This window comes from Acidobacteriota bacterium (assembly GCA_003696075.1).
GTDB lineage: Bacteria > Acidobacteriota > Polarisedimenticolia > J045 > J045 > J045.
On sequence record RFHH01000002.1, the window covers coordinates 1 to 4,979 of the forward strand.

The 4,979-nt window shown below is 74.3% G+C and carries 6 protein-coding genes; 5 read left to right on the forward strand and 1 reads right to left on the reverse strand.

Translation table 11 applies throughout. The features are described 5' to 3' along the window. Positions 1-508: 508 nt before the first annotated feature. A complete protein-coding gene (locus D6718_00090) occupies positions 509-904 on the forward strand; it encodes a response regulator (GenBank protein ID RMG49242.1) in 396 nt (131 codons plus the stop codon). 426 nt (positions 905-1,330) lie between these two features. Here D6718_00090 and D6718_00095 read toward each other — a convergent pair whose 3' ends face one another. Beyond that, complete coding sequence (locus D6718_00095) at positions 1,331-1,510, reverse strand: hypothetical protein (GenBank protein ID RMG49243.1); 180 nt, start codon at positions 1,508-1,510, stop codon at positions 1,331-1,333. Positions 1,511-1,697: 187 nt separating this feature from the next. Between D6718_00095 and lexA the strand changes: the two genes are divergently transcribed. The 4 genes from lexA to D6718_00115 all read left to right on the forward strand — a co-directional run. Next, positions 1,698-2,357, forward strand: a complete 660-nt coding sequence (gene lexA / locus D6718_00100; GenBank protein RMG49244.1) for a repressor LexA — start codon at positions 1,698-1,700, stop codon at positions 2,355-2,357. Positions 2,358-2,360: 3 nt separating this feature from the next. Next, positions 2,361-3,047, forward strand: coding sequence for a recombinase A (locus tag D6718_00105; GenBank protein RMG49245.1), 687 nt, complete (start codon positions 2,361-2,363; stop codon positions 3,045-3,047). Next, a complete protein-coding gene (locus D6718_00110) occupies positions 3,025-4,536 on the forward strand; it encodes a DNA polymerase Y family protein (GenBank protein ID RMG49246.1) in 1,512 nt (503 codons plus the stop codon). The genes D6718_00105 and D6718_00110 overlap by 23 nt, the downstream gene beginning before the upstream one ends. Further along, positions 4,526-4,979, forward strand: a 454-nt coding sequence (locus tag D6718_00115) for a PHP domain-containing protein (GenBank protein RMG49247.1), incomplete at its 3' end; no start/stop codon positions are given. The genes D6718_00110 and D6718_00115, both read left to right, overlap by 11 nt.

Below are 4,979 nucleotides of genomic sequence, written 5' to 3' on the forward strand. Positions count from 1 at the left end.
GCCGACGCCCGGGCACGCGATGCGCGCGATGGAGATCGTCCCGGGGACGGTCCTCGGCAAGGCGCTCGAACCGCTCGACGCGGGCACCGGCACGATCCGCGTGCTGCTGATGCCGCGCTGATGATGGCCGAGGGAAGGTCGCTCGCGGGGAGGGGGAACAGCGGCGAGCGGTCATTTCGGTACGGTTCCCGCTGCGCCCGCCCCCGCCGGCGCTCGGGCGGCCCGGCACCGGCCTGGTGGAACCGCCACACCCCAGCGGTGGACCGGTGTCCGACTTCGGCACGCGCCGGCATCACAGTGGGGATCTCCGAACGATTCCACCGCCCGTCGTGCCGCGGGATCCGCGGCAGAACGTGTCGCCGGCAGTGCGGAGCCGCGGTCTCGGACTCCACCAAAACCGCTCCGATGCTCGCGCTGGTTGGCGGTGCGCGCCGCGAGGAAACGGCCCGTGATCGTTCGTGACGATGTGCCGAAGCGCCGGGTTGGCGCGAGGGAAGGGCCGAGCGGGATGCCCGTGAGGACCGTCCTCGTCATCGATGACGACGAGGCGGTCCTCGCGGCGCTCCCCGCGCTGCTCGGCGCTCCGGATGTGAAGGTCGAAACGGCGGCCACGGTCGAAGAGGCACGCCGCCGCATCGAGCGGAGGAGGCCCGATCTCGTCATCACCGACCTCTGCTTCGGACCGCGCACCGATCGCGGCGGTCTCGAGCTGATCTCCTGGCTCCGTGACCGCCACCCGCGGACGCCGATCGTCCTGCTGACGGCATTCGACAGCCCGGAGGTGCGCGCCGAGGCGGAGGTCCTCGGCGCGGCGGGCGTGTGGTCCAAATCGCTCGGACCGGGCGAGTTCGTCCGGCGCTCGCGCGCCCTCCTGTTCGGGATCCTGGAGCGAGGAGACCTCTGACGCGTCCCCCGGGCGCTCCCGCTCCCGGAACCACCCTGGCGACCGGTGCGCTGCTTTCTGCGGTCGCACCGATCCCCAAACTGCGAAAGGTGTTCCCCCGTGGGTTCGCTTGTCCCGCCAACCCGCTGATCTACAGGGACTCTTGAGCGAGCCTCCGAGCGGGCGCCGGGACAATGCCGCAAGTGCTTGGCCCCCAATCGCTCGCACGTCGTTTCGCGCAAGGATGCACCTCCGATCGGTTGGGAGGTGCACCCTCGATGTTGCGAATCGTGTCGCGACTCGGTGTCAGATAGAGGTTTCTCTCCGATCTCGCGGGCGTTGCGCCAATCGAGACCGCAACCTCCGGGCGCTCAGCGGCTCGGATGCGAAAACGCATCATTGGGGATGCACCTCCGATCGGTTGCATCGCCCGGGCGCGGCGTTCCCCTACGAAACCCGATGCGTGATCGATGCGGGCTCGTGCGGGACGGGAGCGAGCTTCGCGTGATCGGCCCTCGCGGCTCGCATGGGCGGTGCTCCCTCGACGGTGCGAAACGCCGCGCAGCTCGAGGAGAGACGGGCACTTCGGCCCGATCCTCGGCGCCGATCCATCCGGGACCGGAACATCGGATCTTCCAACGAGTTCGGCGGGCCAGCGCACCATTGGGGATGCACTTCTGCTCGCATGAGCGGCCGGCCCTCGCTCCGGGCCTTTCTGGCGGGCGGTCCAGCCTCCGTTGCTGCATCGCCGGTGCTCGGCTTGCTTGGCAGACATTTGTCTGCTATCGTGGCTTCCGTCGCGAGGAAAGCGAGAATGGCCCACACGCCGCCCGGCGAGACCCGGGAGAAGATCTACCGCTTCGTGCGCGAGCGGCTGGAGGCGGGCGCGCCGCCGACGATCCGCGAGGTGCAGCGGGCGTTCGGCTTCCGGTCGGTCGAGTCGGCGCGGAGCCAGCTCGAGGCGCTGGTGCGCGAGGGCCGGCTGGTCAAGCAGCCGGGGCGCGCCCGCGGCTACCGGCTGCCGCCGGGCCGGGCGCCGCGGCCGGCGCGGCTCGTCCCGCTCGTCGGCCGGGTGCCGGCGGGCGCCCTCGCCGCCGCGATCGAGGACCCGGAGGGCTACCTCCCGGTCGCCGCTCCCTCCTCCGGCGGGCGGGAGCTGTTCGCCCTCCGGGTCCGCGGCGACAGCATGGTCGGGGCGGGGATTCTCCCCGGCGACATCCTGATCGTCCGCCGCCAGCCGAGCGCCGACCCGGGCGACATCGTCGTCGCCGCGGTCGAGGGGATCGCGGACGAAGAGGCGACGGTCAAGAGGCTCCGGCTCCGGCGCGGCCGCTGGGTGCTCTGCCCGGAGAACCCCGCCTACGAGCCGATCGTCCCCCCGCCGGGGGCGCTCAGGATCCTCGGCAGGGTGGTGGAGGTCCGGCGCTACCTCGAGGCGCCCCCGCTCGTCGAGCGGCCGGGCGGGGAGGGCTGACCGATGGCCGCCGGTCCGCTCCGCGATCCCGCCCTCCCGGACCTCGCGGCGCTCGTCTGGCGCGCGAGCCGCTACCGGGAGGGGACGCGCCCGGCCGGCGCTCCGGCCTGGACGCTCGACGAACTCTCCGGCCGGCTGGCGGAGCTGTCCGGCCTCGGGGCGGCGGCGCAGCTCACGCTGGCGTTCCTCCTGGTGCGCGAGGCGCAGGCGCTGGGGGAGCCGGCCGCCTGGGTCTCGCACCGGCGGAGCAGCTTCTATCCCCCCGACGCGGCGGCGAGCGGGGTCGACCTGTCGGCGCTGCCGGTGATCTTCGTCGGCGATGCGCAGGAGGCCGCCCGCGCGGCGGCGCAGCTCGCGCGCTCGGGTGCGTTCGGGCTGCTGGTGGTCGACCTGATCGGCATCGACCCCGCCGTTCCTCCCGCCCTGCAATCGCGCCTCGCCGGCCTCGCCCGCACCCACGACATCGCCGTTTTGATCCTCACCGAGAAGCCGGCCGACGCTCCCTCGGTCGGCTCCCTCGTCTCGTTCCGGGGGGAAGCCCTCCGCCGCCGCGTCGAGGGGCCGGCGGAATCCGTCCCGGAGGAAGGGGCCGCGCGCTTCGCCTGCCGGCTCCGGGTGCTCAAGGACAAGCGGCGCGGTCCCGGCTGGCGGCACGAGGAGCTCTGCCGTGGACCGGCTGGCCTGCGTTGACGTCCCGGCGCTGCCGCTGCAGCTCCTGGTGAAGCGGCACCCGGAGTGGGCCGGCCGGCCGGTGGCGGTCGTCGATCGCGACCATCCCCAGGGGAGGATCCTGTGGGCTGACGAGCGCGCGCGGCGCGCGCGGATCCTGCCCGGGATGCGTTACGCCGCGGCGCTCGCGATCGACGGCGATCTCCGCGCCGGTGTCGTGGAGCGCGCCGAGATCGAAAGCGCCGTCCGCCGGCTGACGCGGCGCCTGCAGCGCTTCTCGCCGCACGTCGAGCCGAGCGCCGGCGAGCCGGGGCTGTTCTGGCTCGACGCCGGCGGGCTCGAGCGGCTGCAGCCGTCGCTGCTGCTGTGGGCGCGCCGCATCGTGCAGGCGTTGCGCGAGATCGGCTTCCGCGCGCGCATCGCCGTCGGCTTCACGCGCTTCGGCACCTACGCCGCCACACGGCTCGGGCGGGAGGTGCTCGTCTTCGCCGATCCGGGGGCGGAGCAGGATCAGGTCCGGCACGTCCCCCTCGCGCACCTCCGGATCGATCCGGCGCTGCGGGAGGCGCTCGACCGGCTCGGCGTGCGCACGGTCGGCGCTTTCCTCGAGTTGCCGGCGGGCGGGCTGTTCGAGCGCTTCGGCGACGAGGCGCACCGCCTGCACCGCCTCGCCTCCGGCGCCGCGTGGGCCCCGCTCGCGCCGGCGCCGCCGCGGGAGCCGCTCGTCCGGCGCGCCGAGCTGGATCATCCGGAGGGCGACCTCGAGCGGCTGCTGTTCCTCGTCAAGCGCCTGCTCGATCCGCTGCTGGCCGAGCTGGCGACACGCGGGCAGGCGCTCGTGCGGCTCGCGATCGAGCTGAAGCTCGATGCCGGCGGCGTGCGGCGCGAGGAGGTCCGCCCGGCCGCCCCGACGCTCGACGCCGCGCAGATCCTCGAGCTGACGCGGCTGCGGCTGGCGAGCTGCTGCCTTCCTTCGGGGGTGGCGGAGATCGCACTCACCGCGCGCGGCCGGCCGGCGACGCCGGCGCAGCTCCGGTTGTTCGCCGACAACCCGCGCCGCGATCCCCGCGCGGCGAGCCGCGCCCTCGCCCGGGTGCGCGCCGAGTTCGGCGAGGCGGCGGTCGCGCGCGCCCGGCTCGCCGAGGGCCACCTGCCGGAGGCGCGCTTTTTGTGGGAGCCGCTCGAGCGCTTTCCGAGCGTGCGCCGGCGGGATCCCTCCGGACAGGAAGCCGGGGCGATGCCCCCGATGACGCTCGTCCGCGACATCGAGCGCGCCCCGCAGGCGCTCCCGCCCCGCCCCCACCACCTCCGCGACGACGGCTGGCTGATCCGCGGCGCCGGCCACGGGGCGGTGACGCGCTTCATCGGGCCCTACGTCGTCTCCGGCGGCTGGTGGCGGAAGCCGATCCACCGCGAGTACCACTTCGCGGAGACCCGCCGCGGCGATCTGCTGTGGGTCTACTACGACCGGCCGCAGCGCCGCTGGTTCCTGCACGGCCATGTCCTCTGAAAGGCCGGCGGCGGCGCGAACCGGTGGGGCGGCGCCCTCCCCCTACGTGCCGCTGTGGTGCAAGACGAACTTCTCCTTTCTCGAGGGGGCCTCGCACCCGGAAGAGCTGGTCGCCCGGGCGGCCGAACTCGGCCTGCCGGCACTCGCGGTCACCGACCGCGACGGCGTGCCGGGCCTCGTGCGCGCGCATCTCGAGGCGCGCACGCAGGGGGTGAAGCTGATCGCCGGTTCCGAGGTGACGCTCGAGGACGGCTCGACGCTGCTGCTGCTGGCGCAGGACCGGCGCGGCTACGCCAACCTCTGCCGGCTCGTCACGCGCGGCCGGCTGCGCTGCCCGAAGGGGACGAGCCGCGTGCGCTGGGAGGAGGTCGCCGAGCACGCGCCGGGGCTGATCGCCCTGTGGGGCGGGGCGCGTTCCCGGATCGTCGCGCCGGACGAGCCGC

Coding starts and splice junctions, on each gene's coding strand:
- lexA (RMG49244.1), top strand. CDS start 1,698: ATGGCCCACACGCCGCCCGGCGAGACCCGGGAGAAGATCTACCGCTTC.
- D6718_00095 (RMG49243.1), bottom strand. CDS start 1,510: ATGTTCCGGTCCCGGATGGATCGGCGCCGAGGATCGGGCCGAAGTGCC.
- D6718_00105 (RMG49245.1), top strand. CDS start 2,361: ATGGCCGCCGGTCCGCTCCGCGATCCCGCCCTCCCGGACCTCGCGGCG.
- D6718_00090 (RMG49242.1), top strand. CDS start 509: ATGCCCGTGAGGACCGTCCTCGTCATCGATGACGACGAGGCGGTCCTC.